The 21,240-nt window shown below is 39.0% G+C and carries 15 protein-coding genes; 12 read left to right on the forward strand and 3 right to left on the reverse strand.

The window, feature by feature from the left end; genetic code table 11:
• Window positions 1-341: 341 nt before the first annotated feature.
• The 5 genes from EZ456_RS02100 (at window position 342) to gap (ending at window position 6,037) form a co-directional block, all read left to right on the forward strand.
• A complete protein-coding gene (locus EZ456_RS02100) occupies window positions 342-800 on the forward strand; it encodes a hypothetical protein (protein ID WP_131526878.1) in 459 nt (152 codons plus the stop codon).
• A gap of 73 nt (window positions 801-873) precedes the next feature.
• The gene (locus tag EZ456_RS02105; RefSeq protein ID WP_131526880.1) at window positions 874-1,293 is read left to right on the forward strand and encodes a hypothetical protein; all 420 of its coding nucleotides are present in this window, start codon (window positions 874-876) and stop codon (window positions 1,291-1,293) included.
• A 665-nt stretch (window positions 1,294-1,958) separates the two neighbouring features.
• A complete protein-coding gene (locus EZ456_RS02110) occupies window positions 1,959-2,699 on the forward strand; it encodes a glycosyltransferase family 2 protein (RefSeq protein ID WP_131526882.1) in 741 nt (246 codons plus the stop codon).
• Between the two features lie 373 nt (window positions 2,700-3,072).
• Window positions 3,073-4,152, forward strand: coding sequence for an MraY family glycosyltransferase (locus EZ456_RS02115; RefSeq protein ID WP_225876450.1), 1,080 nt, complete (start codon window positions 3,073-3,075; stop codon window positions 4,150-4,152).
• Between the two features lie 889 nt (window positions 4,153-5,041).
• Window positions 5,042-6,037, forward strand: a complete 996-nt coding sequence (gene gap / locus EZ456_RS02120; RefSeq protein ID WP_205945008.1) for a type I glyceraldehyde-3-phosphate dehydrogenase — start codon at window positions 5,042-5,044, stop codon at window positions 6,035-6,037.
• 226 nt (window positions 6,038-6,263) lie between these two features.
• Here the strand turns inward: gap and EZ456_RS02125 are convergent, their stop codons facing one another.
• On the reverse strand, window positions 6,264-6,779 hold the full coding sequence (locus EZ456_RS02125; RefSeq protein ID WP_225876451.1) for a DoxX family protein: 516 nt from the start codon (window positions 6,777-6,779) through the stop codon (window positions 6,264-6,266).
• A gap of 103 nt (window positions 6,780-6,882) precedes the next feature.
• On the opposite strand from EZ456_RS02125, the gene EZ456_RS02130 reads away from it, so the two are divergent.
• The 5 genes from EZ456_RS02130 to EZ456_RS02150 all read left to right on the forward strand — a co-directional run bounded on the left by EZ456_RS02130 (window position 6,883) and on the right by EZ456_RS02150 (window position 14,223).
• Window positions 6,883-8,274: a sulfatase family protein gene (locus EZ456_RS02130; RefSeq protein ID WP_131526886.1), complete on the forward strand. Its 1,392-nt coding sequence runs from the start codon at window positions 6,883-6,885 to the stop codon at window positions 8,272-8,274.
• Between the two features lie 216 nt (window positions 8,275-8,490).
• The gene (locus EZ456_RS02135) at window positions 8,491-9,816 is read left to right on the forward strand and encodes a paraquat-inducible protein A (RefSeq protein ID WP_131526888.1); all 1,326 of its coding nucleotides are present in this window, start codon (window positions 8,491-8,493) and stop codon (window positions 9,814-9,816) included.
• Between the two features lie 35 nt (window positions 9,817-9,851).
• Window positions 9,852-11,192 carry a paraquat-inducible protein A gene (locus tag EZ456_RS02140; protein WP_131526890.1) on the forward strand — a complete coding sequence of 447 codons (1,341 nt, stop codon included), beginning with the start codon at window positions 9,852-9,854 and terminating at the stop codon, window positions 11,190-11,192.
• 1,394 nt (window positions 11,193-12,586) lie between these two features.
• A complete protein-coding gene (locus EZ456_RS02145) occupies window positions 12,587-13,024 on the forward strand; it encodes a GNAT family N-acetyltransferase (RefSeq protein WP_131526892.1) in 438 nt (145 codons plus the stop codon).
• A gap of 5 nt (window positions 13,025-13,029) precedes the next feature.
• Window positions 13,030-14,223: a phosphoglycerate kinase gene (locus EZ456_RS02150; protein WP_131526894.1), complete on the forward strand. Its 1,194-nt coding sequence runs from the start codon at window positions 13,030-13,032 to the stop codon at window positions 14,221-14,223.
• A 75-nt stretch (window positions 14,224-14,298) separates the two neighbouring features.
• On the opposite strand, the gene EZ456_RS02155 is transcribed toward EZ456_RS02150, so the two are convergent.
• A complete protein-coding gene (locus EZ456_RS02155; RefSeq protein ID WP_131526896.1) occupies window positions 14,299-15,876 on the reverse strand; it encodes a SusD/RagB family nutrient-binding outer membrane lipoprotein in 1,578 nt (525 codons plus the stop codon).
• Between the two features lie 12 nt (window positions 15,877-15,888).
• The gene (locus EZ456_RS02160; RefSeq protein ID WP_205945009.1) at window positions 15,889-19,044 is read right to left on the reverse strand and encodes a SusC/RagA family TonB-linked outer membrane protein; all 3,156 of its coding nucleotides are present in this window, start codon (window positions 19,042-19,044) and stop codon (window positions 15,889-15,891) included.
• Window positions 19,045-19,538: 494 nt separating this feature from the next.
• Between EZ456_RS02160 and EZ456_RS02165 the strand changes: the two genes are divergently transcribed.
• Window positions 19,539-20,513, forward strand: coding sequence for a 3-keto-disaccharide hydrolase (locus tag EZ456_RS02165; RefSeq protein WP_131526898.1), 975 nt, complete (start codon window positions 19,539-19,541; stop codon window positions 20,511-20,513).
• Between the two features lie 200 nt (window positions 20,514-20,713).
• Window positions 20,714-21,238, forward strand: a complete 525-nt coding sequence (locus tag EZ456_RS02170) for a M23 family metallopeptidase (protein ID WP_131526900.1) — start codon at window positions 20,714-20,716, stop codon at window positions 21,236-21,238.
• Window positions 21,239-21,240: the final 2 nt, after the last annotated feature.

A 21,240-nucleotide genomic window follows, 5' to 3' on the forward strand; every position in this document is an offset into this window, starting at 1 on the left:
ATCTGATTAAATTCCCAGTTTAAACAGATACCTTCTTTCTTAATAGGTCGTTTTGTTTTCTGAATCGTTGTAATAATATAATTTTATTGTTGATAAAAATCAACACACTCTACTTGCTTAAAATCTCTATTTCCAGCTATACTACTGTATAAAGCACTTTTTAAATATCTCCAATAATTTTTTAATAAATGCTTTGTCATTTCAATCTTATTTTACAATCTATTCATTTTGTTCATGCTCATTTAATAGTATTTTTGTAGCTGTAATAATACGATTTTGATTGCTTTTTGTTTCGTTTTGATGAGGCTAATGCAGCAATCTGCTTTTAGTCCCTATCCCAATTGAATAAGATTATTTTTCACATTTTATTTTTATTGCTATCAATAATATCAATAAAAAGCACGGCCTCCGACCCTGGGCCTTCATATAGTTGTTTAATACCAAATGAGGCCGTATATACTAAATGGTTAAAAACAGATTTCGCACCAGGAAATCCTTCGTGGGGGCCTTGGCAATATTACGATACGACAGGTATTAATTATACTGTCGATTATAATCAAGGAGATTATCCTCCATGTGGCTATATAAATCCTAATTTTCAATTTTCGCAAAGTGGTACATGTTTCGTGCAAAAAGCTCCCGGAGTATTTGTTCAGGGTCTTTATGGAGAAATGCACGATTTAACGAGCTGTAATGTGCCTCTTGACGACTCTATTTATCTATTATTTGGTACATCATTATTTGCCATATACTTTATCCGCTCAAAATCATTAGGATATCAAAAAACTGTGGATAGTTAATAATTAGGTTAAGGCTTAAAAACCACGCTCCAGTTATAATCGTATATGGCTGCATTAAACCAAACCTTTAGTGATGAAGTCTATCTCGATTACCTTAATAGCTGTATTAATTATGGCATGTTCTAGCTATGCCCAAGTAGGTTGCCGCACTGGTGATTACATTTATACAACCGCAAACGGCACATATTTTGATGGTGGTTCTACCATTACAAAGTTTAATGCGACAGACAGAATTATAAAACGAAATTTTGCGGCAGATCCAAATTGCGGTATTGACCGAAATACGGCAGATTCTTATCCCGTTGCTCCAGGAACGCCAGCTAACCCCGATTCTAAATGTGTTTCTGATATAAATCTTCTTGACGAAGGTAAATTGGTAATCTATAATAATGCAGATAAAGTAAATTGCCCAATAGATGATAATCTAATTTATTTAATCTGTTCAGCCAGCTTTCTTGGATTTGCACTTGTTCGTAAAAGGCTAAGCCTATAATAAGGGCGAAGAATTTATCTAAACTATATCTCTCTATAGAAACTGTGGTCTTGGGGCATTTTTTCTTAGCTAATAGTATTGAACAAAAGGAACGGACTTTTTAGTTTATAACCGCAGTAACTTAGTGTATCACTATCAAAAGATACATGAGAGGCTTTTGTTTTTTAGTAATACTGATCCTGATTTCTTTTTGCACCTATGGTCAAGGCTCAGCAACGGGGTGCTTGGTGCCATATTATAATAGGGTTTATACCTCTAATGCGCTTGAAATATTAGGCTCTTCCCAATTATATAACAATTCTCCTTCAACACCTTTGTCTATTAATTACTGTAGTTGGACTCCAAGTAGTACAGCATCTTCATGTGTTATTTGCGACGGAACTCTTGGCGTAGATTTATTCGGTATCAAGATATGTTTGTTAGGTTCGTTCAGATATGGTTCAGAAGGCACATTCACAATGGTCGAATGCAACCTCGACGACCATTCATGGCTTTTAGGTGCTGCATTCGGCTTATTTGGTCTGCTAATCATTAAGAGAAGAAGTAAAATATAAAACATTTTTATAGCCTCGAATAGGAAACCATGCGGCATATGTAAAGCTATTCTTTATCTTTACCATAGTTTTCAGCTTTAAAAAAAAGCCGAAAATCCCTGTTTGGTAAACATGAAAATATCCCTAATCACAGTTGTTTATAATGCCGAAGCATTTTTACAAGAATGTTTTGATTCTGTAATGGCGCAAACTTATCCAGATGTAGAATACCTGTTGATTGATGGGGGATCGACAGATAAAACGTTGAATATTATTCAGGAAAACCGATCAGCCATTGATTATTTTATTTCAGAAAAAGATAAGGGTTTATACGATGCAATTAATAAAGGGATTCAGCGTGCAACAGGAGAGGTGATTGGGATTTTAAATGCTGATGATCTATTTGCGCATACTGATGTATTGGCATCAGTAGCCAAAACCTTCATCGATCAGCCGAAAATAGATGGACTTTATGGTGATCTTAATTATATCCATCCCACAACACATAAAATTATCAGGACCTGGAAATCACAGCAAAACACCTACGAAGATCTTAAAAAAGGCTGGATGCCCGCACACCCCACGCTGTATTTGAAAAGATCGTTATTTGAAAAAAATGGAGATTATGTCTTAGATTTAGGCACCGCTGCCGATTATGAATTAATATTACGTTACTTTTATACCCATAAAATCGAGGCGGTTTATCTGCCCATCTTAATGGTGAATATGCGTACAGGCGGCCTAAGTAACCAATCTTTTAGGAGCAGGATCTCTGCCTTTGTTAATGATTATAAAGCCCTGAAAAGAAACCAGGTACCATACCCACTTTTTGTAGTGATCAGGAAAAAGCTGCGTAAACTCAGCCAATTTTAATCCTTTCTCGGGGCTGTACCATAAATATAGATTATCATCCAGAGGGATAATTTATTGCATAAAAATTAATATAAATAACAGTTGATTTTAAGGACATAAAAGGTCTCGAAGTACCGTCATCTCGACCGTAGTGGAGAGATCTTTTATTATAGTCCAAAGATCTCTCCACTACGCGTTGCTTCGGTCGAGATGACGCTGATTTTTAGAGTCTGTCATTAATAGCAACTCCAATCTTTCTGAGGTAATTTGATGTCCGATCAGCAAAACACCATTGTAAATCCACATCTCATTTGATTTATATCATGTTAAACAATTATGATCGCCAATTTGTTAAGGGTACATTACTTATATTTGTGTACCAAGTCATCCCGCTTTGCTTAAAGATATCCTGAATACCAACCCAAATTATTTCTGTATAGCCATATTTATTTTGGCCTTTTCAATCGTAATTATTAGTATTCCAAGTATAATCTATACTTCTTTAAAGTATGGCCTTTTTGATAAGAACGACCTGTACCGTAAAAACCATAAACGCAATATTTCACGTTTAGGTGGCTTGGCCATTGTAGGTAGTTTTACTGTATGTATTTTGCTGTTTTCTGCCATTATTAATTTTAAAGAAGCTAATTTTTTAATTGCATCATGCATCATCCTTGCGGCACTTGGCCTAAAAGACGATGTTTATGGCACCAATACCAGTACAAAATTTATTTTGCAGATTGTGGTGGCCTTTATCCTCGTGTTTTTTGGTGCCTTCCGTTTAACAAGTTTATACGGTGTACTGGGCATAGCAGATATGGCGCCTTTATGGGGAAGCCTTTTTTCGATTGCATTGATTATTTTCCTAAATAATGCATTCAATTTAATAGATGGTATTGACGGCTTGGCAGGTGGAATCGGCATTTTAACGAGCCTGGTTTTCGGTATTTTGTTTTCTTCGATGGGGCAGGTACCTTATGCATTTATCGCCTTTGCCCTGGCAGGTGCCATAGCTGGCTTTTTAAAGTACAATTGGTTTCCTGCTAAAATATTTATGGGCGATACAGGAGCACTAATTATTGGACTTATTTCTGCTGCACTAGCCATTAAATTTATAGAACTCAATAAGTTTACCGGAGCAAGCAAGCCAGCCTTTTATTCTGCACCAGCAATAGCAGTCGCCATACTGATCGTACCCGTGTTCGACTCTTTAAGGGTGTTCACCATCCGTATTTTAAAAGGACGCTCTCCGTTTAAGGGAGACCGTAACCATATCCACCACCGTTTAGAGCAGTTAGGGCTTAAGTCTAACTGGATCGTAATTTCTACTGCTGGCTTTAATCTGGCTACAATAGCGGCTACCATTATCCTTCAGCATCTTGGAAATTTTGTGCTGATTATGCTCATTATTGGTCTCTGCATCATGTTTAATACCCTGTTAACCTTAAGCCTGCTTAAAAAGAAAGGAAGGTAAACTTTAATAGTAGCATATGTTCCTGCGTTTCAGAAATTAATTTTACTTTTTTGTAAAGCAGGTATTGTGCCTGTTGGTTACTGTCGTCCTTCTTTCCGCTCCTATCTTTTTGTGATGGTTAGCAGGATACTGTGGGTTGGTGGAGCAAAAAGGATAGCCGCTCCAATAAGGTTTATTTAACCTGGGCTTGTGTAAGAAAACCACGGTCAGATATAACTGTAAAATTAAAGGCGGCTTTGCATCGGTTTTCGTGCATTATGTGGCTGTTTAGCCCCGGGCGCAGTGGCATCCCTGAAGCGCAGCGGAGGGATATAGCGAAGAACGGGAGCAAACATTAATAGTAGCTCAGCCATTGCGCTTCAGAAAAAGATTAAACAAATGGATAATGTATCATTTTTTGTAAAGCAAGTGTAGTGCCTGTTGGTTGCTGTCGTCCTTCTTTTCGCTCCTATCTTTTTGTGATGGTTAGCAGGATGTTGTTGGTTGTGCAACAAAAAGGATAACCGCTACAATAAGGTTTATTTAACCTGGGCTTGTGTAAGGAAAACCACGGTCAGATATAACTATAAAATTAAAGGCGAATTGTATCTTTCCGTGCAGATAAGAAGTACCCAGCCCCGGGCGCAGCGGCATCCCCGAAGCGCAGCGTAGGGATATAGCGAAGAACGGGAACCAACATTAATGATTGCACAGGCCCTGCGCTCCTAAAAAAAACTTATTTTTTTAAAGCAGGTGGCTTTGCGTTCCAGAAACTAATTTCACCTCTTTTTGCAAAGCAGTTTTAGTGTCTGCTGGTTGTGCAACAAAAAGCATAGCCGCTACAATAAGGTTTAATCATCCCTTTGCTTTGATAAATAAATACTAATTTTGCGCTCTAATTTTTATAATAATGAGGCTGGCAATAAATGGTTTTGGTAGAATAGGAAGAACATTTTTACGCTTAGCATTGGCTGAGGGATTTGAAGTAGTGGCCATTAATGACCTTGCAGATGCCAAGACGATAGCTCACTTATTTAAGTACGATACTGTTCATGGTGTTTTCGCAGGGAGTGTTTCTTCAAAACCCGATGCATTGGTAATCAATCAGCTTTCTATTCCGGTTTTCGCGATCAATAATGCCGATGAATTGCCTTGGTCGGCACTTAGAGTAGATCTGGTTATCGATTGTACAGGTAAAAATCTAACCAAATCATTAGCAGAAAAACACATTACATCGGGTGCAAAACAGGTGCTGATCTCGGCTCCAGCTGCTGATGATATTCCGATGGTGGTATTAGGTGTAAACGACGACCAGATTGATTTAAGTAGTCCTGTACTATCAAATGCCAGTTGTACAACTAACAATATTGCCCCAATGATTAAGATTTTGAACGATAACTGGGGTGTTGAAGAAGGTTATATCACCACAATCCACTCGATGACAGGCGATCAGAATCTGCATGATGCAAACCATAAAGATCTGCGCAGGGCAAGGGCAGCCTCATCTTCCATTATTCCAACTACAACAGGGGCAGCAAAAGCCATCACCCATATTTTCCCAGAACTCGACGGCCGTTTAGGCGGAGCAGGGATTAGGGTTCCGGTTTTAAACGGATCCTTAACCGATTTTACCTGTCTGTTAAAGAAGAAAACAACGATCGAAGAAATTAATGCAGCTTTTAAACACGCCGCAGAAAATGAATTAAAAGGTCTCATTGAGTATACTGAAGATCCAATTGTATCGGTCGATATTATCGACAACCCACATTCCTGCATTTTCGATTCGCTATTAACTTCTATCGTTGGCGATCTGGTTAAAGTGGTGGGCTGGTACGATAACGAATTTGGTTACAGCAGCCGTTTGATCGATGTGGTGAAAAAAATTGATCAGCTTGGTAAAGGCTAAAACGTAGGGCTGGTTTATTGCTTCTTTAACCAATAGTTCATGGTTAATTGCCTAGTGTAATCGGTTAATTCATTCCTAACCACCTTTCAAAAGTCTCAACTCAAAAGGTTAATTGTTTAAATCGGTTAACTGATGCCAAATGCATAGCTCCAAACGCAGCATGATATAGTATACCAGATGATGGCCTGGAAAAAAGCTGGCTAGTTATTTTTTGAAACCATTAAACTTACCGTAACTGCTTAGGCTGTGTCGCTTTTAATGCCCAGTACACGAGTACGGGCTGAAAGAATAAACGCAAGAATCGCTTTCCATCAGTATTAAGCCCAAAAGCGCTTCGTTTTTGGGCAAACTGAGCGATATTTCCAGGGAATACACTTACAAATAATCCAGCTGCAATTTTGCCAATAGTACCTTCATATTTTTTTGGTGTAAGTATTAAGGCGCTTCCCAAAGCAATTTCAACCAAACCAGAATATACCACGGTATCATCTTTTTTCAAAGGCATCCAATCGGGTACCTGAGCCTGAAAAGGCTTACGCGCAAAAGTTAAATGGCCAATTCCTGCTGTAATTAAACCTGCGCCCAACGATATCCTGGCGACTTTTTTTATGTTTTCCTCTTTCATAATATTGCGGATCAGATCAAAATGGGATATATCATTCAACACCAGATAAGGAAATCTGTTTGATTTAATTAAATAATGGAATTTACCCGCGTTAGGCTGATGGTTGAATAATTCCAATTAATTATATTTTTATCTGTATTAAATCTATAGATTTGGTAGTATCATTTTTGATTTCTAAATTTTTCGTTCAATAGGTTTCCGGAATAAATGATAAAGATATATGAGTAGATTTATTACCTGTAGTGCGATATTGGCCATTGGACTTTTAACAGTGGGCTTAAGCGCTGCTGCGCAAAGCACAAGGAACCATGCATCCAGGCAACCCAACGTCATTGTCATCTTGACCGATGATATGGGTTTTAGTGATGTGGGTAGCTTTGGTGGTAAATTTGTGCCCACCCCAAATATCGACCGCATTGCAGAAAACGGCTTAAAGCTAAATCAATACTATAGTGCAGCGCCGATATGCTCGCCATCAAGGGTGGGTATGCTTACCGGGATGTATCCGGGCAGGTGGAATTTTAGTACCTATCTGGACAATAAAAAACATAACAGGGAAGCCGAACAGGCTGATTTCCTTGACCCAGGGGCACCCACCATTGCGAAGTTTTTTAAAAATGCAGGCTATGCCACAGGGCACTTTGGCAAGTGGCACATGGGGGGCGGAAGGGATGTTAAAAATGCGCCCGGGTTTGAACGGTACGGTTTCGATGTCCACGCCAGCACCTATGAAAGTCCTGATCCCGATTCCGCCATTACCGCGACAGATTGGATCTGGTCTGACAAGGACAGTATCAAGCGCTGGGACCGGACAAAATATTTTGTAGACAAAACACTCGATTTTCTTTCAAAACATAAAGATCAGCCCTGTTTTATAAACCTATGGCCTGATGATGTGCATACGCCCTGGGTACCGCGGAACGAAAGCGAATACACTGGCCAATTTCCGATGAACCCGCAGGAAGAGGCAGCCTTTAAACTGGTATTGAAAGAATATGACATTCAGATCGGAAGGCTTTTAGACGGTCTGAAGCAATCAGGCGCAGATAAAAACACCATCGTCATCTTCACCAGCGATAACGGCCCTTTGCCCAGTTTTCGCGGGAGCAGGGCAGAAGGATTGAGAGGATCAAAACTCTCGCTTTATGAAGGTGGCACCAGAATGCCCTTTATCATTAGCTGGCCGGGGCACATCAGTAAGGGTAAAATAGACGAAAATTCTGTTGTAAACTCATTGGATCTTTTGCCTTCTCTTGCTAAAATGACTGGGATTTCACTGCCGGGCAGTTATAAAGGAGACGGTATGGATCGAAGTCAGGTTTTTAATGGAAAACCATCAGCCAGGGGAAAAGAAATATTCTGGGAATATGGGCGCAACGATATTGCCTTTAAATATCCCAGACCAATTGATAAAAGCCCTAATCTGGCTGTCAGGCTGGACCAATGGAAACTGCTGATGAACAGCAACGGAAGTGATATCCAGTTGTACAATATCTTTGAGGACAAAAAAGAAAGCCTAAATCTGGCAGAACAGGAACCAAAGATCACCACTGAACTAAAAGAAAAATTACTGGCCTGGTGGAAATCCCTCCCGAAACTTACATCCCAATAATTACTGAAAGATGATTGATCAGTTTTACAGAATCGGCTGTCATCTATAGCCATAAAGGGACTATTTTTTTTCGCTTTCAAAACCTTTTTAGGTCTTGTGGGTTGTATTTGCCAATACCTGACCAAATAATGCCATTGGTAAAATGCCTTTGAAAATTTACCGATGTTTAAACAGGGAAGAAAATAGAACAGAGGTAAGCATGTAAACTGAATCGGCTTGGAAACACAACACACACACATTACAGAAAGGAAGTCTTTTCTTCCCAAATTCTTGCTTGTCCTCTCGCTTGCTGCACTGCTTGTTGCAGAAGGGTATTTTGGACTTAGGCTGCATCAACTTTCCGATCAACAGGAACGCATAAAGGAAGATTATTCCAATATCAATAACATTACCTACGGATTGTTCTCTGTGCAGCAATGGAAAAATAATGTTTCAAGCATTGTGCATCATCAGGTGCGGAACCTGAAAATGACCAAAAAACAAAAGAAAATATTACAAACAGAAGTACAAAACTTATTACTCGCACTTATAGATAAAGCCGAAGCACTGGTTAATAAACCAAAAAAAACAATTAGTGGTAAGATTCAGAAATTTGCGATACGCAATTTTGTAAATTCCGATAGCATCAGGGCGCAGGTACCAGCTTTTGCCAAAAAGATTATTGCCGAGGTAGATAACCCTAAAAACAAGCGGCAACTGAGCAAAATGGCCATGGGCGAGTTTAACGAACTGGCCAATGAAGAAAAGCTCGATAGTGCATTTGTTTCTAACAGTGCTGCTATAAGGACGATGTACAAAAAATACAAGGTAACCTCTACCGATGCGCTGAATAAAAACCTGGTTCAAACGCTATCAAATATTCGTGGTAAAACTTATGGTTATTCATTTGGTATGCTCGCTTGTGTGATTGTGGTGTTGGGTTTTTGGTGGGGGCTCCGCAAACGCCGCGAACTGCATATTACACTATTTGTAATGTCGTTGCTTTTTGCATTTATCCTCCTGGCTGTTGGCCTCACCGCATCAATGATAGAAGTAGATGCCCGTATCCGCTCGCTCGATTTTGTGCTGCTTGGCGAGCATGTGGTTTTTAAAGATCAGGTACTATTTTTTCAGAGCAAAAGTATAATGGATGTGGTAAAGGTACTCATCAGCCAGCCAGGCATCGATTCTATTCTGGTCGGCGTGCTGATATTGGTATTTAGCATCCTTTTTCCGGTAGTAAAGCTGAGCTCGACAGGGGTACACCTCTTGGGCAATAAAAAGCTGGCCGAAAATAGAGTGATTAAATACTTCGCTTTCCAGTCGGGCAAGTGGAGTATGGCCGATGTAATTGTAATCGCCATCCTGATGGCTTATATCGGGCTAAATGGCTTACTCGAAGGACAGCTTCAGGCGCTGAATATCAAAAACGATTCTTTAACCATTCTAACAACCAATAATACAGCATTGCAGCCCGGATTTATCATATTCATCAGCTTTGTGTTATACGGCCTCATTCTCTCTACGATATTGAAGTTCATCACACCGCATGATGCCCATTAATCCAATTTTATTACAGCTGTTAGATTAAATTTTTTATGACAACAACAACACATAACCCTAAAAATAACCCGGTAAAAAAGAACTGGTTAGCACCTTTTGCGCTAATTACAGCACTTAGCCTGCTTTTGATGGGCGAAGCCTATTTTGGTTACCGCTTCCATCAGCTTTCTTACGAACAGAAACGGATTAAGGAAGATTACAGCTTATCGAACAACATTACTTTTGGTATTTTCTCGGTAGATAGATGGGGAGAGAAGATTTCGGCTGTGGTAGACCGACGCGTAAAAGGCTTCAGGTTAACCGCGAAACAGAAAATAGAGATGCGGAAGGGGATTGAGAAGGAGCTGCACGGATTGGTTAACAAAGCAGTTTCAGAAGTAACCAAGCCACAAAAAACCCTTGGTGGTAAACTCAAAAAGCTAGCTTTTAACAGTTTTGTAGATGTTGATGAGCTCCATGCACAAGTACCATCTTTTGCAAAAACAATCGTAACAAAAATCACCAGTCAAGCCAGTTTAAATCGGCTTAAAAATGTTGCTGCGAGCAAAGTAGACGAGCTTGAAGAGCAAACCTACGATAGCACTGATACCACCATTACCACTGTAGAACATAATATATACCAAAAGTACCATGTTGCCGGAGCTACAGCTTACAATCGCCTGGTAGAAGCTAAACTTGCGCAAATTAAACAAGATACTTTTCAGTGTGCATTGGGCATGCTGGGTTGCGTAGCCATTGCATTAATGCTTTGGCTCTTTTTACGAAAACGGGTGCAATTGCATGTTCCATTGTTCATCATGTCGTTGCTCTTTGCTGTTGTTTTGCTTACAGTAGGCGTTACCTCCCCAATTATTGAGGTTGATGCACGTATAAAAACATTGGAGTTTGCATTGTTGGGCGATAAAATTGCCTTTACCAATCAAGTGCTTTTTTTCCAGAGCAAAAGCATACTGGGAATTATAGGAACATTAATCGAACAGCCCAAACCCGATGCTGTACTCGTTGGTGCTTTGTTACTCTTATTTGTTGTGGTATTGCCACTACTCCGTATTGTGGCAAGAGGTGTGCATGTATCCTGCGGACATCTTTTCGGTAGCCAGAAAATGCTGCGGTTTCTGGCATTCGATCTCGGCAAATGGGATATGGCTGATGTAATGGTGGTGGGCATCGCAATGACCTATATCGGCTTAAACGGAATACTTAAAAGCCAGCTTTCAGGATTGAACGTAGAAACCGGAGCATTAAAAACGGTTACCGTCAATAACTCTGCACTGCAACTCGGATTTTTTATATTTGTAGCTTATGTGGCCTATGCAAAGGTACTTTCCTTTATAGTTAAGCGTATTGATGAGCGAAATGGTTCATGTGAGCAATAGCACAAAGCCGCTTGCTAAAAAAAAATAATTTCTTTTTTAGGAGCGCGGGGCCTGTGCAATTATTAATGTTGGTTCCCGTTCTTCGCTATATCCCTACGCTGCGATTCGGGGATGCGCCGCTGCGTCGCCTGCTGCAATTACCATTAAGACCCATCTTATTTGCGTTTATTTTTATGCGTTTTGCTAACCTACTTTAATAAACCACAGGTTTTACCGAAGAACACCGTCAATTCCAAGGGCCGAGGAAATCAAAAAAACAGGTGCAGAGTAGTAAAGTAGCACTAACAAGCCTTAAACGCAGTGGTTTTGTGTTCGTAAGAATTAATTCAAACCTTTTACGGATATTGAACACAAACCCCGCAGGGCTCAATCAGACCAAAGAAAACACACCCAATACCTGATTAAACGAAGTGCCGCTGTTTTTTTGATGTGTGGCGGGTTGTGTAAAAGGCCCCTGGCTGGATTGACAAAGCGCTTTGGGTACTTTGGCGCTCCAAAATGCGCCAGCATTCTTGAGCACAAATAAAACAACATGATCTGCGAAAAACTACCATGCCTCCGCGGCAAAGAGCGGAAAAAATCAATATTATGTTCAAATATTAGTTTTTTCTGAGTCTCGGTTACATAAACCTTATTGTAGCGGCTATCCTTTTTGTTGCACCAACCAACAACATTATGCACTTCCCATCACAAAAAGATAGTAACGGAAAGAAGGACCACAGCAACCGATGTGCAATAGACCCTGCTTTACAAAAAAAAACTAAAATTAATTTCTGGAGCGCAAAGCCACCTGCTTAAAAAATAAGTTCTTTTTTAGGAGCGCAGCGCCTGTACAGTTATTAAAGTTGGCTCCCGTTCTTCGCTATATCCTTCCGCTGTGCTTCAGGGATGCCGCTGCGCCCGGGGCTAGGTACTTCTAATCTGCAAGGAAACCGATACAAAGCCGCCCATTATTTTTACAGTTAATACCCTGCCATGGTTTTGACCCACAAGCCTTGGTTAAATAAACCTTATTGTAGCGGCTATCCTTTTTGCTCCACCAACCAACAACATTATGCACTTCCCATCACAAAAAGATAGGAGCGGAAAGAAGGACCGCAGCAACCGATGGACAATAGACCCTGCTTTACAAAAAAAACTAAAATTAATTTCCGGAGCACAAAGCCGCCTCCTTAAAAAATAAGTTCTTTATTAGGAGCGCAGCGCCTTTATAGTTATTAATTTTGTTCCCGTTCTCCTCCATATCCCTAACGCTGCGCTACCTAACCGTAGCTAAAATGTTGAAAATTGTGGCCGATATTATTATTGGGTTTCAATTGCTTTATTAACTTTGCAAGCGTTTGCGGTGCATCCTATAGCAATGTCTTCAGATATAAGCTAATGATAAAAAAAATATGGTCAAATTTATTCTTCCAGAAGAAGTACTGCCTTTAAGAAGCCTGGTTTTGCGCAATGGCAAACCATTTGAAGCATGTGTTTTTGAAGGCGATCTTGCCTACGATACTTTTCACCTTGGTTTTTTAAAAGATGGAGAAATAAAATCCATTGCTACTTTTGTGCGGAACGATTTTTTCCCGGAAGAGGGAGAGGGCTATCAGCTAAGGGGCATGGCTACACATCCTGATGCAGTTGGAAATGGTTATGGCGCAGCATTGGTTACTTTTGCCATCGAATACTTAAAAGAATATAAAACCGATTATTTATGGTGTAATGCCCGTTCAACGGCGGCAGCTTTTTACAAGAAGATCGGCTTCACTACCGAATCGCCAGAATTTGATATCCCTGGAATTGGTTTCCATTACGAAATGAAATTAAACTTAAATCAAAAATAATTAACATGAATACAATTGACCAGTTTGACTTTAAAGATAAAAAAGCATTAATCAGGGTAGATTTTAATGTGCCTTTAGATGACGAATTTAAAATTACAGACGATAAAAGAATCAGGGCGGCTTTGCCAACCATTTCTAAAATCTTAAAAGATGGTGGTGCGGTTATTTTAATGTCTCACTTAGGTCGCCCGAAAGATGGCCCTACCGATAAATATTCTTTAAAACACATCTTATCTGATTTATCTGCTCTTGTTGGTGTTGAAGTTAAGTTTGCTGATGATTGTATTGGCGAAAGTGCCTTAAAACAGGCAGCTGATTTAAAATCAGGTGAAGTGTTATTGTTAGAAAACCTTCGTTTTTACAAAGAAGAAGAAAAAGGTGATGTTGCGTTTGCAGAGAAATTATCAAAATTAGGCGATGTTTATGTAAATGATGCTTTTGGTACTGCCCACCGCGCACATGCTTCTACTTCGATTATTGCCCAATTTTTCCCAAATGCAAAATACTTCGGTTATTTAATGGCCTCAGAAGTGGAAAATGCAGAGAAAATATTAAACCATGCAGAAAGACCATTTACTGCAATTATGGGTGGTGCTAAAGTATCTGATAAAATTCTTTTGATCGAGAAATTGTTAGATAAGGTAGATAACCTGATTATTGGTGGCGGTATGGCTTATACTTTTGCTAAAGCACAAGGTGGAGAAATCGGTACTTCATTATTAGAGGCAGATAAACAAGCACTTTCTTTAGAACTAATCGAAAAAGCAAAAGCAAAAGGCGTAAACCTGATTTTACCTGTTGATACGGTAATTGCTGATAAATTTGCAAACGATGCCGATAAAAAAGATGTAGACTCTGGCCAGATTCCTGCAGATTGGATGGGATTGGATATCGGTCCGAAATCAGTGGCATTATTTCAGGATGTAATTAAAAATTCTAAAACCTTATTGTGGAATGGTCCGATGGGCGTTTTCGAAATGGAAAGTTTCCAGGTAGGTACCAAAGCTGTTGCAGAAGCAGTTGTGGCCGCAACTAAAGATAATGGTGCATTCTCATTAATCGGTGGCGGCGATTCGGCTGCAGCGATTGCAAAATTCGGTATGGAAAATGAAGTAAGTTATGTTTCTACCGGTGGTGGTGCTTTACTCGAATATATGGAAGGTAAAGAATTGCCAGGTGTTAAAGCCATTAACGGATAAACGATAGGTATTGAGATAAACAAGGCCCTTGCAAATCAATTTTGCAAGGGCCTTATTGTTTATTATTATAAAATGTTAAAAATTACTGGTAGTGGTTGTATCCCACCATAAGCGCGATGCAATATCATCTTTACCTGAGCTTAAAAATGTCGAAGCTTCTGCAACAGCTGTAGCATTTCCGGTTCTTTCAGCAGGTACAAATACCAAGCGTTTTATCCATTGATCGGATGTGATAATACCCCAATCTGGGCTACTGTCATTTTTAGCAACATGTGGAATTTTTGGATAACCTGTTCTTCTAAAATCAACCCAAGCCTCTAAAGTATTGGTAAAAGTGGCTAAGTATTTTTGCGTAATAATTTTTTCCAGTTTCAATTCATTTGAATCGCCTGCATTCCAGGCTACTGTAATGGTAGAGAGTGCTGTGAAATTATTTCTGCTGTCTTTTGGGTCGATATAGTTTATCGGTTTGCTTGTAGCATCAGCCAGGTAAGCATCAACACCGGCTGCTCCCCAGTCTGCAAAAGAGAGGCGCACCCCATTTTCATAATTTGTTTTAGCGTCACCTGCATTTGCCCAACCCCTTAATGCCGCTTCTGCCTTTAAGAAAGCTATTTCAGATGCGGTGAAACCCCTTCGCTTTTGAACTGATTTGAAATCTGTACTAACAGTTGAATATGGAACTCTATCATCTTTGGCATTTATAAATGCTCCGCTGCGGATACCTTTGTATTTATATGAGGGGTGATCAGAAACCAATGATGCATCGCTCACTTCATTAAAATATTTAGCAACGCGGCCATCTTTTAAACCAACCATGAAAGATTCCATTGTTGCGCCCATACGCGTATCGTTCCAATCAAAACTAATCATTGAAACTGGCATAACATTACCATTTAAAGGCACAAGAAAATTTTCTGCATTAGTGCTAATCAATCCAGCTGCATCTGCTAAAGCTTTTTCACCCTGTGTTTTGGCGAGTGTAGGACTAACCTTAACCAAACGCATGGCCAATCGAAAACGTACTGAATTAAGCAATTTTAACCATGAAGCAATGTCGCCTTTATAGCTAGGATCGAATTTGGTAAAGCCAATGTAAGTGGTGTTGGCTTTGAAGTTGGCTTCAATCTGATCTAACTGCGTAAACAGATTATTATATAAATCAGACTCTTTATCGTATTTAATTGCACCCAAACCTGAAGTTCCATAGTTAGAATAAATTACTGGCCCATGTATAGCTGTTAATTTAGATATCGCCAGTATCCTCACCAATTTAGCCCAATCGCCAAACAATGGTAGTTTTTTTTCTACAGCAAGCTCTATCACCTGTTTTGATGGAGACATTACGCTACCGTATATCCGGTTCCAGTAGGCATCAATCCAACGCAGGTAATAGGTAGTATTGTTTACATTCCCAACATAAGGAGTTGGCGCCCCCATATAACCCATCCAGTTATCATAACATAAATCTTCTTCAATTTGATGCCCCATTAGGTTAAATAACATTACGGAGAAAGAAGAACCCACTAAATTAAAATCCTGCTCTAATAATTTATCTGTTATCTGATTGGGATTTGTATTTATCTCTTCGAAATTCTTGGTGCAGGAGTTGAATAAAATCAAGGCAAGCACCATTAAACATAATTTTTTCATCACTTTAATATATTAAAAGTTCAACTTAAGATTAAAACCGTAAGAACGTGTAGCAGGAACTGCAAACACGTCATTTGCCTGATTACTATTGCTGGTACTCATTGCTTGTTCAGGATCAAATGGAGCTTTTTTGTAGAAGAAGAACAAGTTACGGCCAATTAACGAAACAGATGCCGATTTAATAGCCGAGCCTTTAATAGGTATATTGTAGGCTAATGATACCTGGGCTAAACGAACATTAGTACGCGAGAATACGTATGGTTCCATAATTCCATTTCTGTCACCTATTACATTATAGTACACTTCTGGATCAATTGATGTAACTGGCGTATTATCTTTAATGGCATTAATTGGCATAGTTGCACCAGCATCTCGAATATCACCTGTTCTTTTACTTACACCGTACGAATCTAAGAAAGCCTCGGTTTTAGAAAAGGCAACACCACCAAACTTAGCCGATACCAGCGCACTTAAACTCAGGTTTTTATATGTAAAGGTGTTATTCCAACCAGTTATCAAATCCGGGTTTAAATTTCCTACATATTCTTGCTTAGCTGTTCTAGTAGGCTTTCCATCAGCATCCAATATGATTTGGCCAGCTGCATTACGCGCAAGCTTAAAAATATACAAATCGTTAAAAGAACCTCCGGATTTAATTATTGAATTAAATCCTTCGTCGTTGCTACCTACTTGGTATTCAGGGTTTTCGGCGATAAGCTCTACAATTTTATTTCTGTTCTGCGATAAATTAAGTGTTGAGTTCCATTTAAAATCATCATTTTTTATAGGGTCTCCACCAAATGTTAACTCAAAACCTTGGTTCGTTACTTTACCCGCATTTACATAATAAAAAGTATAACCAGAGCCCGAAGGAGCTGTTAGCGATAAAAATTGATTCGTACTTGTATTTTTATAATAAGTAAAATCAAGGCTTAACCTATCGTTTAAAAAACGACCTTCTAAACCAATCTCATTACTAATTATCTTTTCGGGCACTAATGTTGCAAATGGTGTTTGTGTATTTCTGTTAATACCACCTATGCCATCTGGACCACCTGCACCACCTATGGTGTTACCAGGATTTACAATATTATAAGGCACCTCGTTACCTACCTGCGATGTAGATGCTCTTAATTTTAAGAAATTGATTTCCTTGGGCAAGCTTACCATTTGGCTAATTATTGCCGATAAACCGGCTGAATAGTAAAAATAGGAATCATTGCCAGTAGTAGCTAGTGTAGATGCATAATCGTTACGGCCAGCCAAATCTAGATAGAGCATGTCTTTAAACCCTAAAGAGGCATTGGCAAATAAACCTTGTTTCTGAACTCTACTGTAGGTTTGGTTAATAACCAAATTATATGGCAGGTTTGCAAAGCTGAAAAAGTTTGGGTACTGAAGCGGCACTGTTCCATTTCCAAAAATCATCCCATCATTAAAGGTGTAATCCTGAATACTTGTTCCCAATACACTGTTCAAACTGAATTTACCAAAAGTGTTATCATAGCTTAAAATGGCATCACCATATAAGGCCTTGTCATTATATTTGGCGTAATTCCAAGTCCCATTGGAGCTTACGCTTACCGAGTTTCCACCTGCAGCATAACGATAATCTAATAGTCTGTCATTATAATCAATGTTCCCACGTACATCAAACTTAAAATGCGGTAAAAATGCATAAGATGCTTTTGCCGTAGCAATTACCCTATTACTGGTCGAAAGTTTTGGGTCGTTATACAATTCCCAATAAGGGTTGTTTTGTTTTTCTTCGCTAGAATACCAGTTTTGTTTAAACAGGTTTCGAGTGGCATCAAAAATTTGATAATTGTTTTTGTAATCATCAAAATTTCTTTCCCGAGCAAATAGATATAATCCTGTAATTGGGTTATTATAATATCCAGCCCCAGGGCGGTTCTTAGACTTTTCGTAAGAAAATCTTACATTTCCACTTAGTGTAAGTTTGTCATCAAATAATTTTGTTTCCTGACTTAGCGTAACATTATGTTTGTTGTAAGTGCTGGTTGGTACAATGCCTGATGCATAATTGTTACCATATGAAAAGTAAGTGGTTGTTCTTTCATTCCCACCAGATACTGATACTGAATTAATGGTATTTACGCCGGTCTGAAAAAAATCATCGATGTAATTGCTCTGGTAATTTCCTTTCGTTTTAGACCAACTTCTATCATTTCCGCCCACTGCACCATAATTGAACTGAAATTCTGGTAACGTAGCAGCACTGCTGAAATTGGTTATAGAATTTAAAGCGATAGCAATCTTGCCTGCCTGACCTTTCTTGGTGTTAATTAAAATTACACCATTTGCACCCTGGCTACCATATAAAATAGCGCCGTTTGCACCCCTTAAGATCGTAACTGATTCAAAATCATCTTGGTTTAATGCAGAAAGACCATCACCACCATCTGTGCCTCCATAAGACCCCGGCTGCCCACCTTTGTTATTTACTACCGGAACCCCGTCAATTACGAAAAGTGCTTCGCTATTTCCTGTAATTGATTTTGAGCCCCTTAATACCGTTTTTGTTGAACCACCAACACCTGAATTACTGATTCCCACATCAACACCGGCAACCTTACCGCTCATAGCCTCCATGAAATTGGGGCTACCAGCCTTTGTAAGTTCTGTGCCTGCGAGCTGCTGTGCAGCAAAGGTTAGTGCCCTTTTTTCTCGTTTTACACCTAAAGCGGTAACAACTACTTCTGATAGATTTGCATTACTGGAAGGCATTAGCTTTATGGTTACGTTGGTTAGGTTGCTAATATTTACTTCCTGAGCATCCATGCCGATATAAGAGACCACCAATATTGTGGCGTTATCAGGAACGTTTAACACAAACTTTCCATCACTTCCGGTAACTGTTTTAGCGCTCGTTCCCTTAGCAACAACAGTTGCGCCGGGAAGTGGAAGTCCGGTTTCATCGGTCACTAGTCCATTGATGGTTTTGGCCAGTCGCTCGTTGACAATGTTTGAATGGTTTACCGTCATGGACGAAGCTGAGATAGTACTTTTGTTTTCAATACTTTCTGCCCTGGCGGTAGTTTGTAGCCCGAGCCCGGCAACAGCTAGGAGTACCATGTTCCGCAGGCCTTTGGTTGTGCCAGAAAATTTTAATTCTAGGGCACTAATGGCGGAATAAATTTTCCTCATTTTCATACATTTTGTTGGTTTAGTTTAGTATAATAATATCCCCATCAAATATTGGTGCTTGCCAGACAGGCATTTAACTAAATGACTCTTTTACACTTCACGAAAAAGACGTAAAACGTTTTACACATCCATTAAAGAAATAATGATGATCGTATGATGGGTAAGTTTAGTTTTAGTCTTTAATTAAGGGTGCTCAAGGGTTAAAGTTTATAGTTGTTTGCTGTTTGGTGCTTACATCGATATTTAATTTGGCAGGTGTAATTTAGTAAAAATCTTGATACATTAAAATATGTCAGAAAAAATAATTTAAAAACTCAGCCTGTCTCAATTTATCAAGCACCGTTTAAATTATATAGTGATGCACTGAATACCCCTGCATAACGGATATTTGCGGGTAAAAGAAATAAATTTTACCTTACTAAAATTATCTTAATGCCGAACTGATAGCAGTGTTACATACAAAACAAGAACTGCTTAATAAATGAATTACACTTATGAGAAAAAAAATCTGTTTGCTTGGTTTAGGTTGTCTGTTAATTGCAGGTTCACCTGGAACAACATTTGCTTCAAAACCAACTATTGCTGATCACATTAAATTTGCTGTCGAGCCTGCAGCACTAATCGGCCGATGGGACATTACAGTTGATGTAAATGGAAAACCGGCACCTGCCTGGCTGGAAGTAAAACTATCAGGTTATAAAACTTTAGTGGGTTATTTTGTATCTACAGCTGGTAGTGCGCGTCCGGTATCGGAAGTGAAGTTTGACAATGGAAAGTTTAGGTTCGAAATGCCACCACAATGGGAAAGCGGTACAGCAAATTTGATTATCGATGGCACTGTAACCGATGGTGAAATCCAAGGGACAATGACTGATTGCAATGGTAAACAATATAGCTGGAAAGGTGTAAAAGCACCTTATCTGAAAAGAACTGTTGCACCAGCATGGGGTAAACCGATCAATTTGTTCAATGGCAAAGATCTGTCAGGCTGGAAAGCCAGTGGACAAAACCAATGGATCGTGAAAAATGGTATTTTAACCAGTCCAAAAGCAGGTTCAAATCTCTTTACCGAACAAAAGTATAATGATTTTAAACTCCATGTAGAATTCAAATACGCCAAAGGAGGAAACAGTGGGGTATACTTAAGAGGCCGTTACGAGGTACAGATTGAAGATAGCAAAAAAGATGCGCATCCTAACAGCGTACTCTTCGGCGGTATTTATGGGTTTTTAACTGCCAATGAAATGGTTACGCTCGGCCCCGATGAATGGCAGCGTTACGATATTACCCTTGTTGGCCGTTTGGTAACGGTGGTAGCTAATGGCAAAACCATCATCAGTAACCAGGAAATCCCAGGCATTACCGGAGGCGCATTGGATAGTAATGAGGGGGAGCCTGGGCCTATTTACCTTCAGGGAGACCACGAACCGATTGAATACCGGAAAATTGTAATTACACCAGCAAAATAATGATCAAAATTTCGTAATGTCAGATGATATCATCTGACATCATTAACATTCAATTACTGCGTAATAAATTACTTGATCAAGTTTTATTGTTAAATCCAAATAATAAAAGTATCAATACACGCAAACGCGCATTTTGTGCATTATCATGTGTATTTTTCAACTGAAAATAACCTTATCTATAGTGCTAAACCCTTAGCAAAATGTATAAAAAGAAAATTTTATTGATTATAGCTGTTCTTGTTCTAATCACTTCTCTTCTCAATATAAAAGATTTTTATACGAAAATAACCATTCCTGTAGAAGGCACTAAACCCATAATAAACTGGGATGAGAAAAGTTTTTGGTATTACCCTTGGGGCGAATCAGATATCCACAGGGGCATAGATATTTTCGGGGATTTAGACGCACCAATTTTAAGCCCTGTTAAAGGTATTGTTATAAAAAGTGGGACTAGCGCCAATGGTGGTAATTACATTTATATTCTTTCATCTGATCTTAAAACCTACTATTTTGCTCATTTAAATAAACGAATGGTTAAAACCTTTTCTTTAGTTGATACAAAAGATATAATTGGTTTAATGGGCGACACTGGGAATGCAAAGTTTAGCCAGTTTCATTTACATTTTTCTATTTTTTCGATCGTACCGATCATTCGTTTTTATGATTGCAAATCAATAAAAGGATGGCAAAAGATGTTCTATCTTAATCCAGAAAGTTATTTTTAATA

This window comes from Pedobacter psychrodurus (assembly GCF_004331735.1).
In the GTDB taxonomy this organism is placed as follows: Bacteria; Bacteroidota; Bacteroidia; order Sphingobacteriales; family Sphingobacteriaceae; genus Pedobacter; species Pedobacter psychrodurus.